This is a genomic window from Streptomyces sp. NPDC090108 (genome assembly GCF_044747185.1).
GTDB lineage: Bacteria > Actinomycetota > Actinomycetes > Streptomycetales > Streptomycetaceae > Streptomyces.
In genome coordinates this window covers 816,045-841,301 of the sequence record NZ_JBIVDQ010000001.1, presented here as the reverse complement: position 1 = coordinate 841,301, position 25,257 = coordinate 816,045, and the positions used below count along the sequence as shown (strand labels likewise).

General features: G+C 72.8%; 25 protein-coding genes. 14 read left to right on the top strand and 11 right to left on the bottom strand.

The annotated features are described in order from the left end of the window. Nucleotides 1-27: 27 nt before the first annotated feature. The 9 genes from ACIPRD_RS03680 (at nucleotide 28) to ACIPRD_RS03640 (ending at nucleotide 11,816) form a co-directional block, all read left to right on the top strand. A complete protein-coding gene (locus ACIPRD_RS03680) occupies nucleotides 28-1,284 on the top strand; it encodes a hypothetical protein (RefSeq protein ID WP_401559561.1) in 1,257 nt (418 codons plus the stop codon). 343 nt (nucleotides 1,285-1,627) lie between these two features. Then, nucleotides 1,628-2,857 carry an amidohydrolase gene (locus ACIPRD_RS03675; protein WP_401559558.1) on the top strand — a complete coding sequence of 410 codons (1,230 nt, stop codon included), beginning with the start codon at nucleotides 1,628-1,630 and terminating at the stop codon, nucleotides 2,855-2,857. Between the two features lie 546 nt (nucleotides 2,858-3,403). Then, entirely contained in the window at nucleotides 3,404-4,474 is a 1,071-nt protein-coding gene (locus tag ACIPRD_RS03670; protein ID WP_401560044.1) for a BMP family protein, read from the top strand. A gap of 298 nt (nucleotides 4,475-4,772) precedes the next feature. Continuing rightward, complete coding sequence (locus tag ACIPRD_RS03665; protein WP_356400626.1) at nucleotides 4,773-5,816, top strand: BMP family ABC transporter substrate-binding protein; 1,044 nt, start codon at nucleotides 4,773-4,775, stop codon at nucleotides 5,814-5,816. A 240-nt stretch (nucleotides 5,817-6,056) separates the two neighbouring features. Then, nucleotides 6,057-7,673: an ABC transporter ATP-binding protein gene (locus ACIPRD_RS03660; RefSeq protein WP_401560041.1), complete on the top strand. Its 1,617-nt coding sequence runs from the start codon at nucleotides 6,057-6,059 to the stop codon at nucleotides 7,671-7,673. Further along, nucleotides 7,670-8,797, top strand: coding sequence for an ABC transporter permease (locus ACIPRD_RS03655; protein WP_356400624.1), 1,128 nt, complete (start codon nucleotides 7,670-7,672; stop codon nucleotides 8,795-8,797). Before ACIPRD_RS03660 ends, ACIPRD_RS03655 begins: the two co-directional genes overlap by 4 nt. Continuing rightward, nucleotides 8,794-10,056 (top strand): ABC transporter permease, encoded by a 1,263-nt coding sequence (locus ACIPRD_RS03650; RefSeq protein ID WP_356400622.1) that lies wholly within the window; start codon nucleotides 8,794-8,796, stop codon nucleotides 10,054-10,056. The genes ACIPRD_RS03655 and ACIPRD_RS03650 overlap by 4 nt, the downstream gene beginning before the upstream one ends. Then, a complete protein-coding gene (locus ACIPRD_RS03645; RefSeq protein WP_356400620.1) occupies nucleotides 10,053-10,466 on the top strand; it encodes a cytidine deaminase in 414 nt (137 codons plus the stop codon). Before ACIPRD_RS03650 ends, ACIPRD_RS03645 begins: the two co-directional genes overlap by 4 nt. A 66-nt stretch (nucleotides 10,467-10,532) precedes the next feature. After that, a complete protein-coding gene (locus ACIPRD_RS03640; protein ID WP_356400618.1) occupies nucleotides 10,533-11,816 on the top strand; it encodes a thymidine phosphorylase in 1,284 nt (427 codons plus the stop codon). A gap of 142 nt (nucleotides 11,817-11,958) precedes the next feature. Here ACIPRD_RS03640 and ACIPRD_RS03635 read toward each other — a convergent pair whose 3' ends face one another. Further along, a complete protein-coding gene (locus ACIPRD_RS03635) occupies nucleotides 11,959-12,879 on the bottom strand; it encodes an AEC family transporter (RefSeq protein ID WP_401559553.1) in 921 nt (306 codons plus the stop codon). Between the two features lie 143 nt (nucleotides 12,880-13,022). On the opposite strand from ACIPRD_RS03635, the gene ACIPRD_RS03630 reads away from it, so the two are divergent. Continuing rightward, complete coding sequence (locus tag ACIPRD_RS03630; protein WP_356400614.1) at nucleotides 13,023-13,409, top strand: STAS domain-containing protein; 387 nt, start codon at nucleotides 13,023-13,025, stop codon at nucleotides 13,407-13,409. On the opposite strand, the gene ACIPRD_RS03625 is transcribed toward ACIPRD_RS03630, so the two are convergent. Then, entirely contained in the window at nucleotides 13,293-14,306 is a 1,014-nt protein-coding gene (locus ACIPRD_RS03625) for a sigma-70 family RNA polymerase sigma factor (protein ID WP_356400612.1), read from the bottom strand. The genes ACIPRD_RS03630 and ACIPRD_RS03625 overlap by 117 nt on opposite strands. 210 nt (nucleotides 14,307-14,516) lie before the next feature. Then, nucleotides 14,517-15,890 (bottom strand): MFS transporter, encoded by a 1,374-nt coding sequence (locus ACIPRD_RS03620; RefSeq protein WP_401559549.1) that lies wholly within the window; start codon nucleotides 15,888-15,890, stop codon nucleotides 14,517-14,519. Nucleotides 15,891-15,953: 63 nt separating this feature from the next. Here ACIPRD_RS03620 and ACIPRD_RS03615 point away from each other — a divergent pair, with 63 nt between their 5' ends. Beyond that, nucleotides 15,954-16,904, top strand: coding sequence for a LysR family transcriptional regulator (locus tag ACIPRD_RS03615; protein ID WP_356400608.1), 951 nt, complete (start codon nucleotides 15,954-15,956; stop codon nucleotides 16,902-16,904). Between the two features lie 24 nt (nucleotides 16,905-16,928). Here ACIPRD_RS03615 and ACIPRD_RS03610 read toward each other — a convergent pair whose 3' ends face one another. Both ACIPRD_RS03610 and ACIPRD_RS03605 read right to left on the bottom strand, forming a co-directional pair. Further along, complete coding sequence (locus tag ACIPRD_RS03610; RefSeq protein ID WP_356400606.1) at nucleotides 16,929-17,690, bottom strand: alpha/beta hydrolase; 762 nt, start codon at nucleotides 17,688-17,690, stop codon at nucleotides 16,929-16,931. Between the two features lie 47 nt (nucleotides 17,691-17,737). Beyond that, nucleotides 17,738-18,016, bottom strand: coding sequence for a hypothetical protein (locus ACIPRD_RS03605; protein ID WP_401559546.1), 279 nt, complete (start codon nucleotides 18,014-18,016; stop codon nucleotides 17,738-17,740). 174 nt (nucleotides 18,017-18,190) lie between these two features. Between ACIPRD_RS03605 and ACIPRD_RS03600 the strand changes: the two genes are divergently transcribed. Next, entirely contained in the window at nucleotides 18,191-18,517 is a 327-nt protein-coding gene (locus ACIPRD_RS03600) for an ATP-binding protein (protein ID WP_356400602.1), read from the top strand. A gap of 121 nt (nucleotides 18,518-18,638) precedes the next feature. Here ACIPRD_RS03600 and ACIPRD_RS03595 read toward each other — a convergent pair whose 3' ends face one another. The 5 genes from ACIPRD_RS03595 to afsQ1 all read right to left on the bottom strand — a co-directional run bounded on the left by ACIPRD_RS03595 (nucleotide 18,639) and on the right by afsQ1 (nucleotide 22,618). After that, complete coding sequence (locus tag ACIPRD_RS03595) at nucleotides 18,639-18,842, bottom strand: PspC domain-containing protein (RefSeq protein WP_356400600.1); 204 nt, start codon at nucleotides 18,840-18,842, stop codon at nucleotides 18,639-18,641. A 90-nt stretch (nucleotides 18,843-18,932) separates the two neighbouring features. After that, complete coding sequence (locus tag ACIPRD_RS03590; RefSeq protein WP_356400598.1) at nucleotides 18,933-19,493, bottom strand: VanZ family protein; 561 nt, start codon at nucleotides 19,491-19,493, stop codon at nucleotides 18,933-18,935. A gap of 217 nt (nucleotides 19,494-19,710) precedes the next feature. After that, complete coding sequence (locus ACIPRD_RS03585; RefSeq protein WP_356400597.1) at nucleotides 19,711-20,331, bottom strand: hypothetical protein; 621 nt, start codon at nucleotides 20,329-20,331, stop codon at nucleotides 19,711-19,713. Continuing rightward, nucleotides 20,328-21,944: a HAMP domain-containing sensor histidine kinase gene (locus tag ACIPRD_RS03580; protein WP_356400595.1), complete on the bottom strand. Its 1,617-nt coding sequence runs from the start codon at nucleotides 21,942-21,944 to the stop codon at nucleotides 20,328-20,330. The genes ACIPRD_RS03585 and ACIPRD_RS03580 overlap by 4 nt, the downstream gene beginning before the upstream one ends. Beyond that, on the bottom strand, nucleotides 21,941-22,618 hold the full coding sequence (afsQ1, locus tag ACIPRD_RS03575; RefSeq protein WP_026248263.1) for a two-component system response regulator AfsQ1: 678 nt from the start codon (nucleotides 22,616-22,618) through the stop codon (nucleotides 21,941-21,943). Before afsQ1 ends, ACIPRD_RS03580 begins: the two co-directional genes overlap by 4 nt. A gap of 249 nt (nucleotides 22,619-22,867) precedes the next feature. Here afsQ1 and ACIPRD_RS03570 point away from each other — a divergent pair, with 249 nt between their 5' ends. After that, nucleotides 22,868-23,620: a SigE family RNA polymerase sigma factor gene (locus tag ACIPRD_RS03570; RefSeq protein WP_356400592.1), complete on the top strand. Its 753-nt coding sequence runs from the start codon at nucleotides 22,868-22,870 to the stop codon at nucleotides 23,618-23,620. 305 nt (nucleotides 23,621-23,925) lie between these two features. Here ACIPRD_RS03570 and ACIPRD_RS03565 read toward each other — a convergent pair whose 3' ends face one another. Further along, nucleotides 23,926-24,531 (bottom strand): uridine kinase, encoded by a 606-nt coding sequence (locus ACIPRD_RS03565; protein ID WP_356401203.1) that lies wholly within the window; start codon nucleotides 24,529-24,531, stop codon nucleotides 23,926-23,928. A gap of 160 nt (nucleotides 24,532-24,691) precedes the next feature. On the opposite strand from ACIPRD_RS03565, the gene ACIPRD_RS03560 reads away from it, so the two are divergent. Next, the gene (locus tag ACIPRD_RS03560; protein ID WP_356400590.1) at nucleotides 24,692-25,117 is read left to right on the top strand and encodes a hypothetical protein; all 426 of its coding nucleotides are present in this window, start codon (nucleotides 24,692-24,694) and stop codon (nucleotides 25,115-25,117) included. Nucleotides 25,118-25,257: the final 140 nt, after the last annotated feature.

Below are 25,257 nucleotides of genomic sequence, written 5' to 3'. Positions count from 1 at the left end.
TGCCTGACGACGGGACGGTCGCACGCGATGAGCCCCCGCGCCGGTCACGCCGGCCACCCCGCACCCACGCTCGCCTTCGTGGAGAGCCCGGTGCAGCTGCTGAACGTACTGGAGTGGGCGCACCGGCACGGGCTGCGCGGCGACGCCGGCCCGGACCGGCCGCCCCTGCCCGGCCGGACGCGGCAGCCGTCGGCGGGTGACCCGCTCCCGTCCACCGACCGGCTCCCCTCCGGTGCGTCGGCCCCGTCCGGCGAGGGGCTGCCGTCCGGTGTGCCGGTGCCGTCCGGCGAGGGGCTGCCGTCCGGTGCGCCGGTCCCGTCCGGCGTGGAGCTCACCGTCGTCGTCCTGGCCCCGACCGACCCCATGACCCGGGGCCAGCTGCGCCGCATGGCGGACCTGGCCCGGGACGAGGGGTACCGGGTGCGCTGGGAGGAGGCGCGGGGCGGCACGACCGCGCCCTTCCACACCATCGGCGGGCTCGCCGGGGTGCTGCGGCGGGCGGACCGGATCGTCATGGGAGACCCGTTCTCCCGTTACGTACAGCTCCTGCTGACCATCACCCGCGCCCGCGACCTGGTGGTCGTGGACGACGGCACGGCGACCATGGAGTTCGTCGCCCAGCTGGCCCGGGGCGAGCGGCTGGTCCGCTGGCACCGCAAGGGCGGCCGCCCGGGCCCCCGCGACCTGCTCTTCGCGCCCGTCTCCTCCTCCGCCCGCCGCCGCCTCACCCCGAGCGCGGGCCGGCGGGTGGAGGTCTTCTCCTCCATGCCGGTGACCGAGACCCCCGAGGGCGTCACCGTCACCGCCAACGACTTCGCGTGGACCCGGGCCCGCTTCGGCCCGCCGCGCATCACCAAGGGCGCCGACCTGGTCGGCACCTCCCTGGTCGAGACCGGTGTGGTGGACGGCGACCGCTACCTCCAGGCCGTCGCCGATCTGGCCCGGACCCACGGCGCCACGCGCTACTTCGCGCACCGCCGGGAGGACACCGCCAAACTCCACCGCCTCGCCACCGGGACCGGCCTGGAGATCGTCCGCCCCGACCTCCCCCTGGAGCTGATCGCCCGCAGGGGCCCCATCGGCCGTACGGTCCTCAGCTTCCCCTCGACGGTCGTCCACACCCTCCCGCTGGCGCTGGCCGGCACGGGGGTCCGCGTCGCCGTCTGCGACATCGACCCGGCCTGGCTGACGGAGAACGCCTCGCCCCGGGCCCAGGGCTTCCTGTCGGGCGTCACGGGCACGGCGAAAGACGTGCACCGGCTGACGGCGGTGAGCCCGGCGTGACCGGCCACCGGCCTGCCTCACCCGGACCGGGCCGGGCCGACCCGACCGCAGGCCGGCCGCACCCGGACCGCGGGCCGGCCTCACCGGGACCGCGGGGCGGCCTCGCGCGGACGTCCGGCGGAGTGCCGGGGGTGGCCGGAAAACGTCATCCGGAGCGTGGACACGCCGAGCGTCGGGGAGACAGGCGTGGTATCCGTGGAGGGAGAAAGAAGGGTTTTACCCACCAGAGACCTCCGCCATGCGTCCGACGGTCAGATTTTCTTCCCCTAACGGGCTGAACTTTTGTTGATCGAGGGTCAGTTGACCGGCCGGGCGTCCTACCCTTCAGAGGGTGAACCAAGTGATGTCCCGAGAGACAGAGGCCGACCTCCCAGGGGACGTGCTCCCCGGCGTGCTCAGCGAAACCCTGCACGCCGAACTCGTGGCGTTCCGCCGCGATCTGCACATGCACCCCGAACTGGGCAACCAGGAGTTCCGGACGACCGCCGCGATCAAGGAGCGGCTGGAGCGGGCCGGACTGCGCCCCCGCGTCCTGGCCACCGGGACCGGGCTCGTCTGCGACATCGGGCTCGCCGAGGGCGAGCGGTCGGCCGTACCCCTGCTGGCCCTGCGGGCGGACATCGACGCGCTGCCCATCCCGGACACCAAGAGCGACTGCCCCTACCGGTCGACCGTGCCCGACCGCGCCCACGCCTGCGGCCACGACGTGCACACCAGCGTGGTGCTGGGCGCCGGACTCGTCCTCGCCGACCTGCACGCCAAGGGCCTGCTGCCGCGGCCGGTACGGCTGCTCTTCCAGCCCGCCGAGGAGGTGCTGCCCGGCGGCGCCCTGGTCGCCATCGGGGACGGCGTGCTCGACGGCGTCGGCCGGATCCTCGCCGTGCACTGCGACCCCCGCGTCGACGCCGGCCGGGTCGGGCTGCGGCACGGCGCGATCACCAGCGCCTGCGACCTCCTCCAGGTCGCCCTCGCCGGCCCCGGCGGCCACACCGCCCGCCCGCACCTGACCACCGACCTGGTCACCGCGGTGGCCCGCGTCGCCACCGACGTGCCCGCGGTGGTCGCCCGGCGCGTGGACACCCGTGGCGGGCTCGCCGTGACCTGGGGCCGGATCGAGTCGGGCCACGCCCCGAACGTCATCCCGCAGCACGCCGAGCTGTCCGGCACCGTCCGCTGCCTGGACCTGGACGCCTGGCGCGACGCCCCCGACATCCTGCACGCGGCCGTCGACGAGGTCGCCACGCTGCACCGGGCCAAGTCGGAGATCACCTACGTGCGCGGGGTGCCGCCCGTCGTCAACGACCGGGAGTCCACCGAGCTGCTGCGCAGGTCGATGGTGGCCCGCCGGGGCCTGGACTCCGTCGAGAGCACCGAGCAGAGCCTGGGCGGCGAGGACTTCTCCTGGTACCTGGAGCACGTCTCCGGCGCCATGGCCCGCCTCGGCGTCCGCAGGCCCGGCGAGCGCACGGTGCGCGACCTGCACCAGGGCGACTTCGACGCCGACGAGTACGCCATCAAGGTCGGCGTCGAACTGTTCACGGCGGCGGCCCTCCTGGACGACGACGTGAGCTGACCCCTCCCCGGACCCGTCCTCCCCGGGCCTGTTCCGCCGGGATCCGTCCTCCCCGGACCCGTCCCGCCCCGGCCGGCCGAACCCCCGCCCGCCCCGGCACCCGCACCCCGGCCTCTCCGCGTACCCCGCACCGCCTCCCGCTCCCGGGGGTACCCCGTACGGCGTCACCACGCCCTCTGCGGAGTACCCGCGCACCCCGCGCCCCACCCGCCCTCACCGTCGGTTTCCAGCCGCTCCCGCCCTCCCGTGGGCCCGAGGCCGACGGGTGCCGTGCGGGCGGCGAGAGGCCCGAGGACCGGCGGAGCCGGTGGCCACGGGCGAGCAACTTGCCACGCTGCGAGGGCCTTTGAGGCACTTGTCACCGCCGCCCGCGACGGCCCGGGCGCCAACCGGCGCCGGTGGCGGCACGGTTCGATAACGGCCAGCCGAAACCCCGTTCCCCTGTACTTCTACGCGCGTTAATGTGCGCCGGAATCGCTGCGGTGACGGCGAGTTGGGGATGCGGACCGGTGACGGTGCCGTGGGGATGGAGGGTTTGCTGTGGGTATCTCTTCGAGGACGAGGTTCTCCCGGATCGCGGCGACCGCCGCCGTCGTCGCGCTCGCCGCGACCGGCTGTGGCGGTTCCAGCAAGGACGCCGCGAACGACTCGGGGAAGTCCGGCAAGTCCGGGACCTACTCCGGCAAGGGCGTCGGTCTCGCCTACGACATCGGCGGCAAGGGCGACCAGTCCTTCAACGACGCCGCGTTCGCCGGTCTGCAGAAGGCCGAGAAGGAGTTCAAGATCGGCGGCCGTGACATCGAGCCGCAGGACGGCGAGTCCAGCGCCGACAAGGTGCAGCGCCTCCAGCAGCTCGCGCAGGCGGGCTACAACCCGGTCATCGGTGTCGGCTTCGTGTACGCGGACGCCGTCAAGGAGGTCGCCGCCAAGTTCCCGAAGACCACCTTCGGCATCATCGACGACGACACGGACAAGGCGCCGAACGTCGCCGACATGGTCTTCCACGAGGAGCAGTCCTCGTACCTGGCGGGCGTCGCCGCCGCCAAGGCCTCCAAGAAGCACCACATCGGCTTCATCGGCGGCGTGGACATCCCCCTGATCCACAAGTTCGAGCAGGGATACGTCCAGGGCGCCCAGTCGGTCGACCCGAAGATCAAGATCGAGAAGCAGTACCTGACCCAGACCCCGCAGGAGGGCGGCTTCGCCAGCCCGGACAAGGGCAAGGACGCGGCCAGCGGCCAGATCGACGCGGGCGCCGACGTGCTCTACCACGCGGCCGGCCTCTCCGGTCAGGGTGTGATCTCCGAGGCCGCGCCGAAGAAGGTCTGGGTCATCGGTGTCGACTCCGACCAGTACGCCCAGTCCTCGCTCGCCGCGTACAAGGACCACATCCTCGGCTCGGCGCTGAAGAACGTCGGCGGCGCGGTCTACGACCTGGTGAAGTCGGTCCACGAGGGCAAGCCCAAGACCGGCGTGGTGCGCGGCGGCCTCGAGAACGACGGCGTCGGTTTCGCGGACAGCAACCCGAAGTACCAGGCCATGAAGGACGTCGTGGCCGCGGTCGACAAGGCCAAGCAGGACATCGTCTCCGGCAAGGTGACCGTCACCGTCAAGTGATCATCTGAGCCCGGCCGCACCGAGCCGTGGGGGTGGAGCGCGACTTCACCCCCACGGCTCCGTGCCGTCACGGGGAGGGCCGCGGGCGCCTCCCCGCCCTTCCGGCCGCCCCCGGGGCGTGCGGTGTCCGGCGCGCAAATTACTGTTGCCCTCCGCAGGGCCTCTCTGCCGGTGACAAGTCCGCGGCCACAGGTCGATAACGGACCGGACAGATGGGGTTTTCCGGAACGTCTACGCGCGTTACGCTGCCGCGGAACCAGCGCCTGGTTTGGGCGCGTGCACAAAGGAGTCCAGTTCCATGCGTCGGGTGTACCGAATAGCGGTTGCGGGCGTTGCGACCGCTACCCTTGCCGTTGCCGTGACCGCCTGTGGCGGTTCCTCCACCAGCGCCTCGCACGGCGGCGCGTCCCAGGGCATCGGTCTCGCCTACGACGTCGGTGGCAAGGGTGACCAGTCCTTCAACGACGCCGCGTTCGCGGGGCTCCAGAAGGCCGACAGCACCTTCAAGTACACCAGCCGCGACGTCGAGCCCCAGGACGGCGAGTCCAGCGCCGACAAGGAGCAGCGCCTGGAGCAGCTGGCCAAGTCGGGCTACAACCCGGTCATCGGTGTCGGCTTCGTCTACGCGGACGCCGTCAAGGCCGTCGCCGCGAAGTACCCGAAGACCACCTTCGGCATCATCGACGACGAGCAGGACAAGGCCTCGAACATCGCCGACATGGTGTTCCACGAGGAGCAGGCCTCCTACCTCGCCGGTGTGGCCGCGGCCAAGGCCTCCAAGAAGCACCACATCGGCTTCATCGGTGGCGTGGACATGCCGCTGATCCACAAGTTCGAGGCCGGTTACATCCAGGGCGCCCAGTCGGTCGACCCGAAGATCAAGATCGAGAAGCAGTTCCTGACGCAGACCGCGCAGGAGGGCGGCTTCTCCAGCCCCGACAAGGGCAAGGACGCCGCCGAGGGCCAGATCGACGCGGGTGCCGACGTGGTCTACGCCGCCGCCGGCCTGTCCGGCCAGGGCGTCATCCAGGCCGCCGCCGCGCACAAGGTGTGGGCCATCGGTGTCGACTCCGACCAGTACAAGCAGGCCGCGCTGGCGAAGTACAAGGACGCGATCCTGACCTCGGCCACCAAGGACGTCGACGGCGCGGTGTTCAACCTCGCGAAGTCGGTGCACGACAAGAAGCCGGCCACCGGTGTCGTCCGCGCCAGCCTGGTCACCGGCGGTGTCGGCCTCGCCGACTCCAACCCGGTCTTCAAGAACAACGCGGACATGCAGGCCGCGCTGAAGAAGGCCGAGGCGGCCATCAAGGACGGCTCGGTCGTCGTCAAGACCTCCTGACCCGAGGTCGGGATTCCGGCCAAGGTCAAGGTGTCATAACCAGACGTCGAAACCATGGCCAAGGGCAGCGCTGCAATGGCAGCGTGAGAGGCCACGGAACGGGGTGCGGGGAAGATCGACCCCCGCGCCCCGTTCGCGCGACACAACGCCCGGCGCAGATCGATCATGATCCGGCCGGGCATTATTTGAAGCAGGGGCGCTACGCGCATAGATAGGCCCCTTTTCCGAGGAGAGTGCGCCATCGACGCGTCCAGTAGCCCTCCGCTCACCGCACACCCGACCGCGGTCGAGCTGGCGGGAATCACCAAGCGGTTCCCCGGTGTCGTCGCCAACCACGACATCCACCTCACCGTCCGCACCGGCACCGTGCACGCCCTCGTCGGCGAGAACGGCGCCGGCAAGTCCACGCTGATGAAGATCCTCTACGGCATGCAGAAGCCGGACGAGGGGACGATCACCGTCAGCGGCGAGCAGGTCACCTTCTCGACGCCCGGTGACGCCATCGCGCGCGGCATCGGCATGGTGCACCAGCACTTCATGCTCGCCGACAACCTCACGGTCCTGGAGAACGTGGTGCTCGGCAGCGAGAAGCTGCACGGCATCGGCGGCGCCGCCCGCAAGAAGATCCGCGAGATATCCGACCGGTACGGGCTGAACGTGCGCCCCGACGACCTGGTCGAGAACCTCGGCGTGGCCGAGCGCCAGCGCGTCGAGATCCTCAAGGTCCTCTTCCGCGGCGCCCGCACCCTGATCCTGGACGAGCCGACCGCGGTGCTCGTGCCGCAGGAGGTCGACGCGCTCTTCGACAACCTGCGCGAGCTGAAGTCCGAGGGTCTGTCGGTCATCTTCATCTCCCACAAGCTGGGCGAGGTCCTCTCGGTCGCCGACGACATCACCGTCATCCGGCGCGGCACGACGGTCGGCACCGCCGTCCCCGCCGAGACCACCCCGCGTCAGCTCGCCGAGATGATGGTCGGCAGCGAGCTGCCCACCCCGGAGACCGCCGAGTCCACCGTGACGGACCGGGCCGTGATCGAGGTCGACGGCCTGACCGTGTACGCCGGCGGTGCCAAGGGCGACGCGGGCGCCGACGCCAAGCGCGCGCTCGACGACGTCACCTTCACCATCCACGCCGGCGAGGTCATGGGCATCGCCGGGGTCGAGGGCAACGGCCAGACCGAGCTGATCGACGCGCTGATCGGCCTCAAGCACGCCGACTCCGGCGCCATCCGCTTCCTGGGCGACGACATCACCCCGTGGCCCACCCGCAAGCGCCGCGAGCGGGGCGTCGGCTACATCCCCGAGGACCGCCACCGCCAGGGCCTGCTCCTGGAGGCCCCGCTCTGGGAGAACCGCATCCTCGGCCACGTCACCGAGCAGCCCAACGCCAAGGGCTTCTGGCTGAACCCGAAGGGCGCCCAGGAGGACACCCGACGGATCGTCGCCGAGTACGACGTGCGCACCCCCGGCATCGACGTCACGGCGGCCTCCCTCTCCGGAGGCAACCAGCAGAAGCTGATCTTCGGCCGCGAGATGAGCCACGGTCCCAAGTTCCTGATCGCCGCCCACCCCACCCGCGGTGTGGACGTCGGCGCGCAGGCGCAGATCTGGGACCGCATCCGCGAGGCCCGTCGCGAGGGCCTGGCCGTGCTGCTGATCTCCGCGGACCTCGACGAGCTGATCGGCCTGTCGGACACCCTGCGGGTGATCTACGACGGCAGGCTGGTCGCCGACGCCGACCCCGCCACCATCACTCCGGAGGAGCTCGGGTCGGCCATGACCGGTGCCGCGTCCGGTCACCTGGAGCACACAGAAGAGAGCGCGGCGCCCGCCGCCCCGGAGGACGAGGCCCGATGAAGAAGTTCGACAAGGAGCGGCTGCTCCTCGCGGTGGCCGGCCCGGTCATCGCTCTCGTCGCGGCGATCGCGCTGACCTCGGTCGTGCTGCTCGCCTCGGGCAAGAACCCGTTCGAGCCCTACCAGCTGATGCTGCAGCAGGCCTCGTTCTCCGACGTCCAGGTGCTGATCGTCAACCAGGCGTCGATGTACTACCTGGCCGCGATCGCCGTCGCCATCGGCTTCCGGATGAACCTGTTCAACATCGGCGTCGACGGCCAGTACCGCCTCGGCGCGGTGATGGTCGCCGTGGTCGGCGCGCACCTGGCGCTGCCCGCCGTGCTGCAGATCCCGGTGCTGCTCGTCGTCGGCGCGCTCACCGGTGCCCTCTGGTCCGGTATCGCGGGCGTCCTGAAGATCACCCGCGGGGTCAGCGAGGTCGTCGCCACGATCATGCTGAACGCGATCGCCGCCAGCCTCATCGGCTACCTGACCGCCTCCAACGTGTGGGGCGTGCAGGTCGGCAACAACAGCACCACCGGCATCATGAAGAAGTCCGGCTGGATCCCCGGCATCGACCTGGGCCCCGAGGTCGGCGAGATCTACGGCCTCGTCTTCCTCGCCGTCCTCATGGGCGTCGGCTACTGGGTCGTCCTCAACCGCACCCGCTTCGGCTTCGACCTGCGCGCCACCGGTGAGTCGGAGTCGGCCGCCGCGGCCTCCGGCGTCGACGCCAAGCGCATGGTGCTCACCGCGATGCTCATCTCCGGTGCCATCGCCGGCGTCTCCGGACTGCCGCTCCTGCTGGGCGACGCGCACACCTACAGCCTGAGCTTCCCGGCGGGCCTCGGCTACACCGCCATCGGCATCGCCCTGCTCGGCCGCAACAACCCCGGCGGCATCGCCGTCGCCGCGCTGCTGTGGGCCTTCCTCGACAAGGCTTCTCCGGCCCTCGACTACGCGACCCCGGTGGCGTACGACAAGGAGATCGCCACCATCATGCAGGGCCTGATCGTCTTCGCGGTCGTCGTCTCGTACGCGGCCGTCCGCCAGTGGGGCCTGCGCCGCCAGCAGAAGCGGGTCGGCGCGGAGCTCGCCGCCGAGGCCGCCAAGAACGCCACGAAGAAGGAGGTGGCGGCGGCATGACCACCGCGACCGTCGCGAAGCCGCAGACGCCGGCGCCCGCCAAGGGCGGCCGCCGTCTCACCCTCCCGGTACTCCTGCTGATCGTCGCGGGCGTGCTGATCCTCGCCTCGGCCGTCCGCCTGATCAGCGGAGCGGACGGCATCACCTCGACCGGCCAGATGTCCACCGCGCTCAGGCTGGCCGTGCCGATCGGACTCGCGGGCCTCGGCGGCCTGTGGGCCGAGCGGGCCGGTGTCGTCAACATCGGCCTCGAGGGCATGATGATCCTCGGCACCTGGTTCGGCGCCTGGGCGGGCTACCAGTGGGGCCCGTGGGCCGGTGTCGCCTTCGGCATCCTCGGCGGCGTCCTCGGCGCCCTCCTGCACGCCGTCGCCACCGTGACCTTCAACGTCAACCACATCGTCTCCGGTGTGGCCCTCAACATCCTCGCGCTGGGCACCACCCGCTACCTGTCGAAGTTCACCTTCGCCGACGCCCCGGGCGGCTCCTCCAAGCAGTCCCCGCCGATCGACTCGCTCGGCACCTTCGACATCCCGGGCCTGTCGCACTGGCTGGACACGCTCAACGGCAAGCACTGGTTCCTGGTCTCGGACATCGCCGGCCTGCTCGGCGGCCTGGTCACCGACCTGTCCCCGCTGACCCTGGTCGCGGTGGCCCTGGTCCCCGCCAGCTGGTGGGTGCTGTGGCGCACGTCCTTCGGCCTGCGGCTGCGCTCCTGCGGCGAGAACCCGGTGGCCGCCGAGTCCCTCGGCGTCAACGTGTACAAGTACAAGTACCTCGCCGTGCTCATCTCGGGCGGCTTCGCCGGCCTCGGCGGCGCCTTCCTGTCGATCGTCGCCTCCAACGTGTACCTCGACGGCCAGACGGCCGGCCGCGGCTACATCGGTCTCGCCGCGATGATCTTCGGCAACTGGATGCCGGGCGGCCTCGCCCTCGGCGCCGGCCTGTTCGGTTACACCGACAGCCTCAACCTGCGCGGCGGCGGCACCAACGTCCACGCGCTGATCCTGCTGCTCGCGATCCTGCTGGTGTTCGGCGTCGCCTACCTGGCGTGGAAGAAGCGCCTGGTGTCCGCGGTGGTCACCGCCGCGGTCGCGGCCCTCATGTTCGTCTGGTACGTGGCCACCGACGACGTCCCGCAGCAGCTCGTGAGCGCCACCCCGTACATCGTGACGCTGCTCGTGCTGTCGCTCTCCGCGCAGCGCCTGCGGATGCCCAAGGCGGACGGTCTGCCGTACCGGAAGGGACAGGGCAAGTGACCGCCTCCGGCGCGGGCTGCGCGGCCGTCGACTGGGACGCCCTGAGGAAGGCGGCGCGGGACGCCATGTCCCTCGCGTACGCCCCCTACTCCGGCTACCCGGTGGGCGCCGCGGCGCTCGTCGACGACGGCCGGACCGTGTCCGGCTGCAACGTCGAGAACGCCTCCTACGGCCTCGGCCTGTGCGCCGAGTGCGGTCTGGTCTCGCAGCTGCGGGCCACCGGGGGCGGCCGGCTGACGCACTTCACCTGCGTCGACGGCCGGGGTGAGATCCTGGTGCCGTGCGGCCGCTGCCGCCAGCTGCTGTACGAGTTCGGCGGGCCCGCCCTGCTGCTGGAAACCCCCGAGGGCGTCCTGGCGCTCTCCGAGATGCTCCCCCAGGCCTTCGGGCCCGAGCACCTCACCAAGTAACTCCCGTACGGCCCCCCTGACCTGTGCAGGGGGGCCGTACGGCTTCGCACCTCCGGAAGGAAAGTCATGGCCATGGACGCCATCTCCGTCATCCGCACCAAGCGGGACCGCGGTCAGCTGAGCGACGAGCAGATCGACTGGGTCATCGACGCGTACACCCGCGGCGAGGTCGCCGACTACCAGATGGCCGCCCTCAACATGGCGATCCTGCTCAACGGCATGGACCGCCGCGAGATCGCCCGCTGGACGGCCGCCATGATCGCCTCCGGCGAGCGCATGGAGTTCTCCTCGCTGTCCCGCCCGACCGCCGACAAGCACTCCACCGGCGGCGTCGGCGACAAGATCACCCTCCCGCTCGCCCCGCTCGTCGCGGCCTGCGGCGCGGCCGTCCCGCAGCTGTCCGGCCGGGGCCTCGGCCACACCGGCGGCACCCTGGACAAGCTGGAGTCGATCCCCGGCTGGCGTGCGCTGCTCTCCAACGAGGAGATGCTGTCCGTGCTGGACGGCACCGGCGCCGTGATCTGCGCGGCCGGTGACGGTCTCGCCCCCGCCGACAAGAAGCTGTACGCCCTGCGCGACGTCACCGGCACGGTCGAGGCGATCCCGCTGATCGCGTCCTCGATCATGTCGAAGAAGATCGCCGAGGGCACCGGTTCCCTCGTCCTGGACGTGAAGGTCGGCTCCGGCGCCTTCATGAAGACCATCGAGGACGCCCGCGAGCTGGCCTCCACCATGGTCGGCCTCGGCACCGACCACGGCGTGAAGACCGTCGCGCTGCTCACGGACATGTCGACCCCGCTCGGCCTCACCGCGGGCAACGCCCTCGAGGTCCGCGAGTCGGTCGAGGTCCTGGCCGGCGGCGGCCCCGCCGACGTCGTCGAACTGACCATCGCCCTGGCCCGCGAGATGCTCGACGCGGCCGGCATCAAGGACGCCGACCCGGCCAAGGCCCTCGCCGACGGCTCGGCGATGGACGTCTGGCGCCGCATGATCGCCGCCCAGGGCGGTGACCCGGACGCCGCGCTGCCCACCTCCAAGGAGCAGCACGTCGTCAAGGCCACGTCCACCGGTGTGCTGACCCGCCTCGACGCCTACGACATCGGCATCGCCGCCTGGCGCCTGGGCGCCGGCCGCGCCCGCAAGGAGGACCCGGTGCAGGCCGCCGCGGGCGTCGAGATGCACGCCAAGCCGGGCGACACCGTGACCGAGGGCCAGCCGCTGCTGACCCTGCACACGGACACCCCGGAGCGCTTCGGCTACGCCCTGGAGGCCGTCGAGGGCTCCTACGACATCGCCGCCCCGGGCACGGACTTCACCGCCTCCCCGGTGGTCCTGGAGCGCATCGCCTGATCAGGGGAACACCCTGCCGGATCAAGGGGACCGGTGGACCTCCACCGGTCCCCTTCGGCATCGGACCCGTGGCCGGGGTGACCTCCAGGTCCCACGCCCGCCGCGACCGGATCAGCGAGCCCGCCGGGTACGCGGCGCCGGCTCACCCCAGCACCGCCGCCACCCCCACCAGCACCGGTACGGACACCACCGTCGACAGCAGGATGGACTCGCGGGCGAGGGTCTCGGCGACCTGGTAGCGGCTGGCGTAGGTGAAGAGGTTCTGCGCGGCGGGGAGGGCGGAGGTGACCACCACGTCGAGCAGCGGGGCGCCGTGCAGGCCGAAGACGCCCCCGGCCAGCAGCCAGGCCACCAGCGGCTGGCCCACCGACTTCAGCGCCACCGACAGCAGGACCGGTTCCCGGTCGCGCCCCCGGCCGGGGGCCTTGCTGCCGCGCAGGGACATGCCGAAGGTGAGCAGCGCCGCCGGGACGGACATGTCGCCGATCAGGGTCAGGGGGTTCAGCAGCGGGCCCGGGAGCCGCCAGCCTGCCGCCGACACCACCACCCCGCACAGCGAGGCCACCGCGATCGGATTGCGCAGCGGGGTCAGCAGGCGCCGCAGCGGGCTTCCCTCCGCGCCGCCGCCCGACAGGTCCAGCACCGTCAGGGCGACCGGGGTGACCAGCACGACCTGGAACAGCAGCACCGGGGCCACCAGGGAGGCGTCGCCCAGGACGTACGCCGCGATCGGGATCCCGAGGTTGCCCGAGTTCACGTAACCGGAGCACAACGCGCCGATCGTCGTACGGCCGGTGTCCCATCGCCGCACCACGCTGACCAGGACGAACAGCCCCGCGACCGTCGCCGTGCTCAGCGCCGTCACCAGCAGCCGGGCGGAGAACAGCACCGACAGGTCCGCCTTCGCCAGCATCGTGAAGAGCAGCGCCGGACCCGCCACCGAGAACGCGAGCCGCGTCAGCACCTCGGCGCCCTGCTCGCCGAGCGAACCGCGCCGCCCGAGCAGATACCCCACCCCGATGACGACCGCGATCACCGCGAACCCGCTCAGCACCCCCCGCACAGGGCCCCACCCTCGCCGGGAACGGGGGAGCGGGTCAAGAGCGATCTCCGCGGTTCCGTGCCCCGCAGGCTTCCGCGCACCGCGGCGGTCCTCGTGTTCCGCCCGCGTCTTCCGGCGGATCCGTGCCGGGGCGGCGCGCCGCGATGAGTTCCGCGCGTCCCGGCCGTCTACCGCACGTGGACGCCGACACACCCGCCGTGCTCAGACCCGCCGGCCCCGTCACCCGGGACGAGGTGACGGGGCTGTGCGACGAGGTGCGGGCCCTGCTGGAGTCCGGCGGCGCCGGGACCGTGGTGTGCGACGTCGGCGGTCTCGGCCCGCCGGGCCTCGGGACCGTCGAACTGCTCGCGCGGCTGGAGCTCACCGCCCGCCGGGCCGGCGGCCGGATCCGGCTGCGCGGGCACGGCCCCGGACTACGCGCCCTGCTCGACCTCGCCGGCCTCCGCTTCCAGATGGAGGGGCAGCCCGAACAGCGGGAACAGACGCGGGGTGTCGAGGAAGAAGTGGAACCCGGTCAGCCGGCCGTCTGAGATCTCCAGGACCTGGATCGACCAGGGCGCGAGACCGCCCTTCTCCGGGTCCGGCTTGTAGTGGGCGAAGCCCGGCAGCCCGTTCACCTCGACCGGCAGCAGGCGCGAACCCGCGCACTCGTGGCCGATCGACGTCATGAAGCCCGTGATGTCGGAGGCGCCGGTCAGCCACATCTCGAACGGCGGCATCGTCATGACGGCGTCCTCGTGCAGCAGCGCCGTCAGCGCCGCCATGTCGTACCCCTCGAACGCCGCCACATAGCGCTCCAGCAGCTTCTGCTGCTCCTCGTCCAGCGGGTCGGACACCGCGGCCCGCGCGCCCTTGTCGTCGCGCTCGGCGAGCGTCGCCCGGGCCCGCTGCAGCGCGCTGTTCACCGAGGCGACCGAGGTGTCCAGCAGCTCGGCGACCTCGCTCGCCTTCCAGGCCAGCACCTCGCGCAGGATCAGCACCGCCCGCTGCTTGGGCGGCAGCTGCTGCAGGGCGGCCATGAACGCGAGCCGCACCGACTCCTTGGCCACCGCGGCCTCCGCCGGGTCGCCGAGCGCCGGCAGCACCCGGGAGTCCGGCACCGGCTCCAGCCACGTGTTCTCCGGGCGCGGGGAGAGCGCGTACTGCGCGAGCGGCGTGGACTCCGACAGATCCACCGGCCGGGCCCGCTTGCTGCCCGCCGCCAGCATGTCCAGGCAGACGTTCGTCGCGATCCGGTACAGCCACGAGCGCAGGCTGGAGCGGCCCTCGAACTTCGCGTGGTTGCGCCACGCCCGCACCAGGGTGTCCTGCACCGCGTCCTCGGCCTCGAACGAGGAGCCGAGCATGCGGTAGCAGTACCCGGTCAGCTCGGTCCGGTACTTCTCCAGTTCGACGTCCAGATCGGCCGTCGCCGTGCCGTCGCCCATCGTCCACCCACCCCTGTGGCCGTCCCGTACGCGCGTCGTCGCGCCCCAGCACCCCGGAAGCTACCGCAGCACGCGCCCGGTGGCCCCCGGAGTCGCGAAAGCCGGGCGCGCTCACCGCCGTTCCCGCGCGCGATCCGGCATCCCACGACGGCGAACCCCCTGGACGCCGGGCCGGCGTCCAGGGGGTTCGCGGTGTGCGGGGCGGCGGGGTCAGTGAGCGGGCACCGGCGCGCGGCGGGCCGCGGTGCGGGCCGCGCGGGAGCCGGCCACCGTGATGGTGACGACGCCGAGGACCGCGAGGACGCCGATGCCGACCGTGCCGCTCCAGCCGTCCGCGTGGAAGGCCATCGCGCCGACCGTGCTGCCGACGCTGGAGCCGATGTAGTACGCGGACTGGTAGAGGGCCCCCGCCTGGGCGCGGCCGTGGACGGCCGTCCTGCTGACCGCCGAGGAGGCGACCGCGTGGCCCGCGAAGAAGCCGGCCGTGATCAGCACCAGCCCCAGCAGCACCAGCGGGACGGAGTCGGCCAGCGAGATCAGCAGGCCGGCCGCCGTCGTGCCGCCGGCCAGGTACAGCGCGCCCCGGCGGCCGAGGCGGCCCACCAGCCGGCCGGCCGTGGACGCGGACACCGTGCCGACCAGGTACACCAGGAAGATCGAGCCGACGATGCCCTGGGGGAGGGAGAACGGCGCCTCGGTCAGGCGGTAGCCGATGACCGTGTACACGCCGCCGAACACCGTCATGAACAGCGCGCCGATCGCGTACAGGCGGCGCAGCAGCGGGTCGGCGAGGTGGTCGCGGACCGTGCGGGCCAGGACGCGGGGGCGCAGCGAGCCCGGCGTGAAGTGCCTCGGCGCCGGCAGCAGCACCCGGAACGCCACCGCGCAGGCCACCGCGATCACACCGACGACACCGACCGCGACCCGCCAGCCCCACTCCTGCGCGACCCAGCCGGTGATGACCCGGCCGCTCATCCCGCCGACGCTGTTGCCCGCGACGAACAGGCCGATCGCCGTGATCAGGGCCTTCGGGCGGACCTCCTCCGCCAGATAGGCCGTCGCCGACGCCGGCAGGCCGGCCAGGGCCGCGCCCTGCACCGCCCGCAGCACGACCAGGGCGCCGATCGACGGCGCGAACGGCACCAGCAGACCGACGCCGACCGCGACCGCCAGCGAGGCCGTCATCACCGTACGGCGCCCGAAGCGCTCGGACAGGGCGCTCATCGGCAGCACGAACAGCGCCAGACCGCCGGTCGCGGCCGCCACCGTCCAGCTCGCCTCGCTCGCCGCGACCCCGAACTCGCCGGAGATCAGCGGCAGCAGGGCCTGGGTGGAGTACAGGAGCGCGAAGGTCGCGACACCGGCGAGGAAGAGCGCGAGCCGCATCCGGCCGTAGCCGGGGGTGCCCGGGGCCATCCGGGAGTCCTCGGCGGCGGGAGCGGGGGGCGACGGAGGGGACGCGGGGGAGACGGGCGCGGCGAGGGGGGCGGTGCCACGGGAGACGCGGGAGACCCGGGAGCCGTGCGAGGGGACGGACAGGACGGCGCCCACCTGCATGGACGCCCCGGTACTGGCGGGAGACATGCTTCGACGCTACGTACGCCCGCGCTGATCCGTCCAATGCATGGAACGTCCATAATCGTTCCCATGGTGCATCAGCAGAGGTCACAGGCGCGGCTGTCACCGTCCGGTGACACAGAAGACATGGCGCTGGCTCTCGCCCCGCGGCTCGCCTACTTCGCGGGAGTGGCCCGCACGGAGCATGTCACCCGGGCCGCGCACGCGATGAACGTCCCCCAGTCGACCCTCTCGCGCGCCATGGCCCGCCTCGAGCAGGACCTCGGCGTCGACCTCTTCGCCCGGCACGGCCGCACGGTCTCCCTCACCACCGCCGGCCGCACCTTCCTCGCCTCGGTCGAGCGCGCCCTCGCCGAGATCGAGCGGGCCGCCGAGGAGGTGCGCGCCGACGCCGACCCGGCCACCGGCAAGGTCGCCTTCGGCTTCCTGCACACCATGGGCCCGGAGACCGTGCCCGGACTGCTGCACGCCTTCCGCGCCGACCATCCGCGCGTCCGCTTCAGCCTCGTGCAGAACTACGGCGAGGCGATGCTGGAGCGCCTGCGGGCGGGCGAGCTCGATCTCTGTCTGACCTCGCCGGTGCCCGACGCCCCCGACCTGGTGGCCCGGCGCCTCGACGAGCAGAAACTCCGTCTCGTCGTCCCGGCCGACCACGGGCTGGCCGGCCGCCGCCGCATCCGCCTCGCCGAGGCGGCCGACGAGGCCTTCGTCACCCTGGAGCCGGGCTACGGCCTGCGCCGCATCACCGACGACCTGTGCAGCCAGGCGGGCTTCCGTCCCCGGGTCGCCTTCGAGGGCGAGGAGACGGAGACCCTGCGCGGTCTGGTGGCCGCGGGTCTGGGGGTCGCCCTGCTGCCGCCGCCGACCGTGCCGCGCCCGGGGGTGGTGGAGCTGACGGTCACGGCCCCGAGGGCGGTCCGCGAGATCGGCGTGGCCTGGCTGGCCGACCGCCCGGACACCCCGCCGGTGGCGGCCTTCAAGAAGTTCCTGCTCTCCCGGCGGGGGAACCTGCTGCCCTGACGCGCGGCGCTCCGCCGCCGTGGGTCAGTGCCGCAGTGACTTCCCGAAGCCCGAGGCCAGCGGCATCCGCAGGCCGATCGGCGGCGGCGCGGCCAGCGCGTCGCCCACCGGGCGGGACACGTGGTGCCCGAACAGCGCGCCCATCACGAAGTCCACCGCGAGGCTGACGACTTCGTCCCGGTGCTGGTGCAACCCGTGGCCGTCGGAGTGGACTTCGAAGCGGCACACCTCGCGGTTCACCTTCTTCGCGCGGGCGGCCAGCCGGAAGGACAGCTCGGGGTCGGTCCGCTCGTCGTTCGTGCCGTGGGCGATCAGCACACGGCGCCCGACCAGTTGCCTGACCGGCTCGGCGGTCGCCGCGACATCCTCCTCGGGCAGCCAGGGGGCCAGCGCCACCACGGAGTTGACCGCCTCGTGGCCCCCGGCCCGCAGCGCGGCCCGGCCGCCCATGTCCAGCCCCACCAGGCACACCGGAACATCGCCGTAGCGGCGTACGACCTCGTCGGCGGCCCAGGTCGCGTCTCCCGCCAGGTGTGCCTCGGTGCCGTTCCAGCCCCGGTAGCGGTACCGGACCGTGTGGACGGCCAGCCCCTCCGCGCGGCCCGCGCGGGCGAACCTGCGGCCGAGGGTGCGCACGAAGGGCGGTGTCCACAGCGTGGAGGGTCTGCGGGCGGACGTCTCCTCGCCGCCGGGGAGCAGCAGCACCGCCCCGCTCACCGCCGCCGGCCCGGGGCCGACCGCCTTGCCCAGCCCGGCCGTTCGGACCGGTGTCGCTTGCTGTCCCATGACAGAACAGTGTCAGAAGGGACGGTGATCGAAACCCGTGCAGGCGGTCACCGTTGCGTATCGGCGGACGGCGCGTCCGTGCCGGTCGCGGCGTACGGCCGCCGCCCGGTGCCGGACGTGCCGCGCGGGCCGGGAGATCGGGCATCCGATTCGGCGTCCTGTCGAGGAATCCGGCCGTACGCTCGACGGCTTTCGCTGTTCTCCGTCAATGCGATGAGATCAGCGTTCATTCCTTTCGATGAACGGCGCGCGGGAATCAATGACGCGACCGAGCGCCGGCCGTTCGGGCCGAAAACCGAATGGCTGTTCCGGAAGGCCGTCTCCACCAGCGGTTCTTCCGGAACCGGGCGCCGGGGACGGTGTGTTCGGGGTGCGGAATGCGGACAGGCTTTCACGCGTCGTCCGCATTTCGGTGTTTGCGGCGGGCGGTGCGGCATGTTTACGGTCGTGGACCGCTCCGATCCATTGTGATCACTGTCTCCGTCTCCAAGGACCTTCCTATGAAGCAGTCTGCTGCCAAGACCCTCGGTGTCGCCGCGCTCGGTGCCGCTTTCGCCGCCGTCGGCGCGGGCGCGGCCCACGCGGCCCCGGCCGTCCCGGACGCCTCGGGTGCCCTGGACTCCGTGTCCCGGGCGCTGCCGGGCGCCGGTGAGGCCGTCACCCAGGGACAGGGTGCCGTCGGCGCCGGGGTGGCCGCCGCGCAGCCCGCCGTCCAGAAGGTGCTGGCCCAGGGTCCGACCGCGCCGGTCGCCGGGCTGCTCGGCGGACTGCCGCTGAAGGGCCTGCCCACGCACGGCGTGCCGGTGAACGGGATCCCGCTCGGCTGACGAAGCCGCGCCGGCCGACGCCGCCGGGTGCCCCGGGATCGCCCGGGCGCACCCCGGCGGCTTCGGCGCGACCGGGCACGGGCCCCGGCGGGGGTCCGGCCCCCGTGAGGGTCCGGCGCGCTCACCGGGCGGCGACGCGCGCCTTGTCCTCGGACGGCAGCAGGATCCACAGCGCGAGGTAGAGCAGGAACTGCGGGCCGGGCAGCAGGCAGGAGAGCACGAACATCACCCGCACCAGCGTGGCGGAGACGCCGAAGCGCCGGGCCAGACCGGCGCACACTCCGCCGATCATGCGGCCGTGGGTGGGGCGGACAAGGGCGGTCATGGTCGCTCCTCCGTGGTCGCCGGCCCTTCCGTGGGCCGGTCTGTTCATCTCCCTCCACGGTACGGAGACGAACGGGGACGAAGCGTCGCTCTACGGGGCGATCCCGACCCTGGGAATCGTCGGGGTACGCCCCTGAGAAAGCTCCTCCTGGAGGCCGGCCGGTCCGGTCGCTTCACCCTCCCCGGCCCCGCGCCGCCGCAGCCACGCCCGTCCCGCCGGTACGACGGCCAGGTGGGCCAGCGCCACGCCCGCGGTGTTCAGCAGCAGCGAGTCGACGTCCACGACCCGACCCGGAACCCCGCTCTGCAGCAGGGCGATGCCCAGGGAGATCAGGGCCCCTGCCGCGGCCGTACGCATCAGGGACGCGAGCCGGGACACGGCGAGCCTGCCGTCGGCCATCGGCAGCAGCACCCCCAGTGGCGCGAGCAGCGCCAGCCCCTCGCCGAGCGGACGGACCGCCCCCGGCCAGCCCAGGGCGAGATCGGCACGGATCCCGGCGAGCGGACGCAGGTTGGCGGGCATCACCCAGGGGACGTCCAGAGGCCGCAGCGTCAGCCAGGCGACGAGCCCGAGATGGGCGACGAGGAGGACACTCCCGGTCACACGGATGCGGATCGCGGCGGTGCCGCCGATGGAGCCTTGACGCTGCACGCCCCCCAAGACGCGCCCCCTGGCCCGATCGGTTCCCCTCAGGGGGCTGCCCGGCCCATGAGGCGTCGGCCACACCACCACCCGCACCCGCACGGTCCGCCCCACCGCGCCCCTGCCCGGCCTGCCCGTAGGGGACGCCGCGCCTCCGACCGGCCTCCCCCGGCCTCCCCGTAGGGGACCGCCGTCCCAGGCGCCCGTGGCCGGGGCCGCGGCCCGGTCAGCCGCCCGCGACCTCGCTGGACGGCGGTTCCGTGGTGCCGGGGCGGGCGCGGACGTCGTCGGTGCACTCGTAGCGGCGCGGACGGGCGGTGCCGGGGCCGCCGAGGACCACCGAGCCGTCGCCGTCGGCGGCGGCCGAGTCGGAGAGGGTGCAGACGGCCTGGGCCAGCGCGTAGGAGGCGAGACGGGCCGGGGCGGTGCTCAGCCGCAGCGTCTCCTCCGGGTCCCCCCGGCCGGGCCCGGTCACGGTCAGACCGCCCGGCACGTACGTCAGATGGCCCGCCGCGCGTTCCGCCGCCGACGGGGCCGCGGCGAGCTGGTCCAGCAGCCCCTGCGCGACCATGACCCGCCGTTTCGCGTCCGGTGTGCCCTCCGGCACGCGCACGGTCCGGTCGACGGTGACCAGGGACGAGCCGCACAGCAGGAAGACCTGCACGGGAACCCCGCGCGAGGACTGCGTGGCGGCGTCGGGTCCGGCCAGCGAGCACGGCACGCGCGACGGCGCGCCGCCGAAGTCCGTCGGCACCTCGGTGGCCTGGATCCCGCAGCCGGCGAGCAGCGCGCCCAGGAGGGGCAGCGCCAGCAGGCGCCGCGCGGTCCGTACGGTCCGTGCGCTCATGAGCCCTCCGTCCCCCCGTCCGTGTCCCCGGCCAGGCCGGGCACGCCGTCCTTGCCGTCGCCGTCCTCCTCCGTGAGCCGCGAGGCGTCACGCGGCAGCCGGAGCGTGAACACCGCGCCGCCCTCGGGCGAGTTGGCCGCGGTGATCGCGCCGCCGTGGATGTGGGCGTTCTCCATCGCGATGGACAGGCCCAGACCGCTGCCCTCGGAACGCGGCCGGGAGGCGCTGGCCTTGTAGAAGCGGTCGAACACGTGCGGCAGGACGTCCTCGGGGATGCCCGGCCCGTGGTCGCGCACCGCGATCACCAGGTCGTCGCCGCCACCGTCACCGCCGCCGGCGTCGATGCGCACCGACACCCGGACCGGGGAGCCACCGTGCTTGAGCGCGTTGCCGATCAGGTTGGCGAGGATGACGTCCAGGCGGCGCGGGTCGAGCCGGGCGTGGGTGCCGCGCTCGGCGTCCAGGTCGACGGCGTCCAGCCAGGCGCGGGCGTCGATGCAGGCGGTGATCTGGTCGGCGATGTCGACGTCGTCCAGGACCAGCCGGGCGGTGCCCGCGTCGAAGCGGGTGACCTCCATCAGGTTCTCGACCAGGTCGTTCAGTCGCCGCGTCTCGCTGACCACCAGCCGGACGGCCGGCTCGATCATCGGGTCGATGCTCCCCGACTCGAACTCCAGCTCCTCCTCCAGCACCTCCGTCACAGCGGTGATGGCGGTCAGCGGGGTGCGCAGCTCGTGCGACATGTCGGCGACGAAGCGGCGCGAGGCCTCGTCACGGGCGGCCATGTCGGCGACCCGCTTCTCCAGCGCCGCCGCCGCGTTGTTGAACGTCCGCGACAGATCGGCGAGTTCGTCGGTGCCGGACACCCTCAGCCGGGTGTCGAGCCGGCCCTCGCCGAGCCGCCGGGCGGCCACCCCGAGCCGGTGCACCGGCTTCAGCACGGTCGTGGCGGCGGCCTGCGCGAGCAGCGCGGAGCCGATCAGCGCGAGCCCGGTCGCGATGCCCAGCGACCACGCCAGCGAGTTGAGATCCTTCGCCTCCGGCTCCAGGGACTTGGTCATGTAACCGGTCGGACCGCCCCCGATCACCCGGGTGCCGGCGACCAGGTACGGCGTCCCCTGGTCGCTGACCCGCTGCCAGTACAGGTGGTACGGCGCCTTGTTGCCGCCGGTCACCTTCTGCCGCTTGTCCACCGCGGTGCGCAGCGACCGGGGCACGTCCTCCAGCGAGAAGCTGTTCAGGCCGCCCGAATTGCCGTACACCGTCTTGCCGTTCGTGTCCTGGGCGACCAGGAGCACGCTGAAGCGCTGGCTGCTGCCCGCCATCTGGCCGGCGGTGCGCTGGAGTTCGTCCTGCGTGGGATGGGCGGGCAGCGCGCCCGCGCGGTTCTGCATCTCCTGCTGGAAGTCGCGCAGCACCGCGTCCTGGGCGCGGGTGAGCACCGCCTCCCGGTTCAGCCAGTAGGCGATGCCCGAGGCCGAGACGGCCGCGGTCAGCGCGACCAGCCCGAAGACGACGACCAGCCGCAGCCTCAGGCTGGTGAACCTGAGCCGCGACAGACTTCCCTTGCGCCCCGCGGCCCAGCCGCGCAGCCCCCCTGGCGTATCGGTCACTGAGGCGCGTCCAGGCGGTAGCCGACACCACGGACGGTGCGGATCAGGGTCGGGGACGAGGGCACGTCCTCCACCTTGGCCCGCAGCCGCTGCACACACGCGTCCACCAGACGGGAGTCGCCCAGGTAGTCGTGCTCCCACACCAGCCGCAGCAGCTGCTGCCGGGACAGCGCCTGGCCGGGCCGGCGGCTCAGCTCCAGCAGCAGCCTGAGCTCGGTCGGGGTCAGCTGGAGGTCCTCGCCGTTCTTCGTCACGGTCATCGCGGACCGGTCGATGACGACGTTGCCGAAGGTCGCCGAGTCACTGGACTCGCGCTCCCCGCGGCGCAGCACGGCCCGGATCCGGGCGTCCAGCACCCGGCCCTGCACCGGCTTCACGACATAGTCGTCGGCCCCGGACTCCAGGCCCACGACCACGTCGATGTCGTCGCTGCGGGCGGTCAGCAGAATGATCGGCAGCTGGTCGGTGCGCCGGATGCGCCGGCACACCTCGAACCCGTCGATGCCGGGCAGCATCACGTCCAGCACGATCAGGTCCGGCCGCTGCTCACGCAACAGCTTCAGACCGTCCTCGCCGCTGGCAGCGGTGGCCACCCGGTGTCCCTGGCGCGTCAGGGAGAGCTCCAGGGCCGTTCGGATGGCGTCGTCGTCCTCGATCAGCAACAGGGAAGGCACGGCCACATTCTGGCGCATGCGACCGGTCCCGTACGACTGTGGCGCCGATACCCGCACACACCGTCCCCACCTGTGCCCCGCGGGGACCGGGGGAAGACGCCGGTCCGGGGTGTCACGGTTCCCGGCCCCTGTGACAGGTCTGTGACAGTCGGCAGACACGTCCATGAAGGTCGATCGGCAAGCTTTTCAGCAGGCAGGCGGGCAACACCGCGCCGGCCGGGTCCGGAAGTCCACGACGGGGAGCGCGAGATGAACACGCTGCACAGCAAGAGCGGCTTGAGCACCAGCGCAGTGGCCACGCGTCTGCACGACGCGTGCCGGGGAACCGAGAAGTCCGGCGCCGCGGTGAGCGTGCGGGGGTGCGCTCGCGGCGCCGGGCGTCAGCACACCGGGTTCATGACGGTGGTTGACGCGCACACGGGGGAAACACACGGGGGAACCGCGTACAGGGAGGACTCGGGGGAGAAGCGTGCCTCGCTGACGGAGGCGGAGTTCACCGCCTACGTCCAGGAGCGCCGCGCCTCCCTGTACGCGACCGCCTACCACCTGACCGGCGACCGCTTCGAGGCCGAGGACCTGCTGCAGAGCGCACTGTTCTCGACCTACCGGGCGTGGGACCGGATCAGCGACAAGGCGGCGGTCGGCGGCTACCTGCGCCGCACCATGACCAACCTGCACATCAGCGCCTGGCGGCGCCGCAAGCTCAACGAGTACCCGACCGAGGAACTGCCCGAGACGCCCGGCGAGACGGACGCGATGCGCGGCACCGAGCTGCGCGCCGTCCTGTGGCAGGCGCTCGCCCGGCTGCCCGAGCCCCAGCGCACCATGCTGGTCCTGCGCTACTACGAGGGCCGCACGGACCCGGAGATCGCGGACATCCTCGGCATCAGCGTGGGCACGGTCAAGTCCAGCATCTGGCGCTCGCTGCGCCGGCTGCGCGACGACGAGGTGCTCAGCTTCGGCCGCGACGAGCGACACGCCTTCGGCGAACTGGTCGCGTGAGCCGGAGACCATAGAGGTCCGGGGGGACCACAGGGCCGCCGAAGGGCGGCCCGCACGGGGGAGAACACGGGGGACCACTGGGGGGTGGTCCCACGCGAGAACGGGGGGACACGGGGGAAAGCCGGGGGCCGCTGGGGGGCGGTTCCACGGGGGAACGGGGGGACACGGGGGAAACACCGGGAGCCGCTGGGGGGCGGTTCCACGGGGGACACGGGGGACGAGCGGGAAGCGGGGCCGGAGGGACCGGGGGGTCCAGCCGGTCCCGCTTCTCGTGCCGTACGGGGATCACCGCGTCCTCGCGGCCCTCATGCCGCCGTCCGCTGCCGCGCCTCCCGGTCCGGCACGGCTGCCGACGCGAGCCGGTCCAGCGCCTCGTCCCGGCCGCAGGGATGCGCGCCCAGGGACACCTGGCGCTCCACGATCACGCGCTCGGCGCGCATCAGCCGCCAGCCGCGCCGCAGCAGGAACGGCACCGACTTGCGGCCCTCCTTCAGATCGCGCAGGAAGCGCCTGCGGAAGGTGGTGACCGGACCGCGGGACAGGCACAGCGCGTCCGCGAGAAGGCCCCGCTCACGGCAGCGCTCCACGATCTCCGCGGCGAAGATGCCCTCCGCGAGGAACAGCGGGGAGGCACCGATGCCCATCGACTCCTCGCCGGTGCGGGCGCTCAGCGAGATGTCGTACACCGGCACGGGGGTCGAGCCGGTGGCGCACAGCCGGGCGATGGCCTCGACGGCCACGTCCGCGTCCCACGACTCCGGGTGGTCCCAGTCGATGTCGGAACTCCCGTCCACCAGCGGCAGCGTCGGGTCGTCGGCCTCCTTGTAGAAGTCGTCGAGGCGCAGCACAGGGAGCCCGGAACGGGCGGCGACGAGTGACTTTCCCGAGCCCGAGGGGCCGCACAGCAGCACGACACGGGCGGGGGACGGGGGATTAAGGCTCACGGAACACCAGTTTGACGCATGGCGCGCCTCCTGCCGACCCCGCGGGTCGGCTTTGGAGCACGCGTCACACCTCAACTACCCTTCGTGTCGACCTCATTACCCTGCGCACCAGAAGGCGGCACCAGCGATGGCCCGACACACCCCCTCCCCGCACCCCGCCGCGCAGCGCGCCCTGATCGCCCTCGCGACCGCCGGAGCGGCGCTGGCGGCGGGCGCGGCGACGGCCCACGCGGACGCCGCCGCCCCCGTCCTGGACATGCCCTGGCGGCCCACCTCGCTCGGCTCCGTCGACCCGCAGGCCGGCCTGACCGTGCTCACCGGCACGCTCGGCTACGTCACCGGTCCGGTCGCCGGCCTCAAGCCCAACCCGCTCGCCGGCACCGGCGTCGACCCGCTCGACAACGGCGTCGGCACCCAGCTCGCCGACTTCAAGCCGCTCACCTCCACGGCCCTGACCGCCCCGGTCGCGCAGGCGTCGTCGATCGGCAGCATCCCGGTCGTCGGACAGGCTCTCGGCCTGCTCGGCGCCGGCCAGGCCGTCCCGCTGGGCTGACGGCCCGCCCGCGCCGCCTCAGGCCCCGGGTACGCGAAAGAGCCGCGCCTCCCCGATGCCGGGGAGGCGCGGCTCCCGCCCGCGTCCGCGAGAGGCCGCCACGGCGTCCGGCGCGTCAACGCGGCCGGACGCCGTAGCGC